The following is a 2,463-nucleotide window of genomic DNA, read 5'->3' on the forward strand; positions in this document are numbered from 1 at the left end:
AATTGGACGAGCGTGAACACCTATTCTGGCTAGCGTGAACACCTTCAGGCTCTTAAGCATTGCCCAAGCCTATTTTTAGCCCAGGTGTTCACGCTCGTCCAATTTACCTTTTGTTTTCCTCATGGATTCGCCCTTCAAATTAATCCGGTGGGCATTGTGTGTCAGGCGGTCCAGAATGGCATCTGCAAGCGTTGCATCACCGATGCTGTCATGCCAGCCGGATACCGGTAATTGGCTCGCGACAATGGTGGAACTCTGGTTGTGCCGGTCGTCCATAATCTCCAGAAGGTCGTTGCGCTGCCTCTGGGTGATTGCTTCCAGCCCCCAATCATCCAGGATCAGCAAGTCAACCTTGGCTAACTGCCGTAATTGCTTACTGTAACTACCATCACCATGACCAATGGTTAATGCGTGCAACAGTCGTGTAATTCGCCAGTAACGAACACTGTAACCCCGCAGACAGGCGGCGTGCCCGAAGGCACAGCTGAGCCAGCTTTTACCGGTACCACAGGGGCCGGTAATTAACAGGTTTTGTTTCCGGTTTATCCAGTCACAGGTGACCAGCGTCGTTATTTTTGACTGACTGATACCCCGGGCCTTTCCATAATCAATACCTTCAACCGTTGCAGCCAGTTTGAATCGGGCTGCCTTGAGTAAACGGGCCAGGCGTTTATCGTTTCGCTCAGCATCTTCCTGGTCAACCAGTAATGCCAGTCGTTCTTCGAAACTGAGATTCTCATAGGTACCGGGGTGTTCTCTTTGTACTTCCAGTGCATCAGCCATACCGGTAAGACGCAGGTTCCGAAGTCGCGTTTGGGTCTGAGTTATCATGTTAAACCCCTTACTCGTAACTGGCTGCGCCGCGAATGTTTTCATGATTCCGGATCACTCTGTCACTGTCGCTTGACTCTGGCGTTTCCAATGGTAGCTGGTCCAGTCCGGCAAGAAGGATTTCCTTAACGTTACGAATTCGATGACCTCCTACATGACGCGCTCTGGCACAGGCTGCATTGAGCCGGTCAGCACCATAATCCCTGCTCATGTTTAAGAGGCCAAGGCAGGCGCGGTAAGCCTGTTCAGGATGCTCTCTACTGTCCAGTAACTGCCTGGTAAAGAGAAGCACATCCGGTCCCAGTTTTTTTGCCCAGCACATCAACTTTCCCGGAGTCCATTGCTGATGTTTCTGATGACTCTTCGGCATATGTTCAGTCTTGGTCGTGTAACCTGAACAACGCTTGCGGGGGTGGCTGGTTACCGGCTTTCCTTTAAAGAGGATCTGAATCAGTTTTTCCCCGGCCCGAACTTCTACTTCCTCACGAACCAGCGCATGAGGTACCGAGTAAGCATGTTCCTTGTAGCGGATGTGGTAGTCGATATTGACCCGGGCCTTTTTGAAATCAAGGTATTCAAAAGGCTGGCTGGGCAATGGGCTCAGTGCAGGCCGATCCAGCTGTTCATAGGCAAGTCGTCGTGAGCCGGGTTGTTGCTTGAAATCGCGAGTATTCAGATCCTCCAGTAAGCAACGTATTTCCTGATTAAGCTCTGCCAGTGAGAAGAAAAAGGTGTTGCGCAATTTCATCAGTATCCAGCGTTCAACTACCTGAACACCGACTTCTACCTTGGCCTTGTCCTTTGGTTTATAAGGCCGTGTCGGCATGACAGAGACGCCGAAATGCTGGGCAAGATGCTGGTAATGTGGGTTGACCTCCGGATCGTACCGACAGGCTTTGATCACTGCACTTTTCAGGTTATCCGGCACCAGCATGTCTGGCACACCACCGAAAAACTCGAATGCCCGGACATGAGAGGCCAGAAAATCAGCCTGGGACTGCCCCCAGCTTGCTTCGGCGTAGGTGTAGCTTGAAGCACCGAGCACGGCAACAAAGATCTGTGCTTGCCTTGCTTCACCGGTTTCACTATTAACGACAGGTACCGTAATTCCGGCGTAGTCAATGAACAGCTTTTCACCAGCCTTGTGTACCTGTCGCATGGAGCGCTTCTGTTTCTTTCGCCACTCACTGTATCGATGACAGTATTGGGGGTAACTGTAGGCGTTGTGAGGATAAGCCTGGCAGTACTCTTCCCAGAGTAACTGCTTGGTCATTCCTTTGTGTTTGAGTTCTTGATGCATCTCAACCCAGTCAGGATCAACCAGCCCTTTACGGTGATTATTAGCCGATTCTGGCATGAGCTTATTGATAATAAAGGTGTCGTCAGCTCCCTCAGGAAGAGGCCAGGACAAGCCTGATTTAACAAAGAGCTGCAGGTATTTGTTGACTGCGCCAACACTGACTCTGGTGCTGGCAGAAATCTGCCGGATGCTGAGATTGCAGTCGTGCTTCAGCCTTAGAATTTCTCTGATTTTACGCATTGATAAACCACTTTTTTCTGACATTCCGCCGCTCCTTGACCAGTTGGTACAAGTTTAAACGGCAGGAGTTCAACAAAATCAATGCTTAAGAG

At 50.4% G+C, this 2,463-nt stretch carries 2 protein-coding genes; both read right to left on the reverse strand.

Annotated elements, in window-relative coordinates:
- Window positions 1-75 precede the first annotated feature (75 nt).
- Entirely contained in the window at window positions 76-831 is a 756-nt protein-coding gene (gene istB / locus J7438_RS25105) for an IS21-like element helper ATPase IstB (protein ID WP_209278783.1), read from the reverse strand.
- A 10-nt stretch (window positions 832-841) separates the two neighbouring features.
- Entirely contained in the window at window positions 842-2,371 is a 1,530-nt protein-coding gene (istA, locus tag J7438_RS25110; protein WP_503003940.1) for an IS21 family transposase, read from the reverse strand.
- Between the last annotated feature and the right edge of the window lie 92 nt (window positions 2,372-2,463).

The organism is Thalassotalea sp. G20_0, assembly GCF_017744175.1.
Taxonomy (GTDB): Bacteria; Pseudomonadota; Gammaproteobacteria; order Pseudomonadales; family Endozoicomonadaceae; genus Endozoicomonas.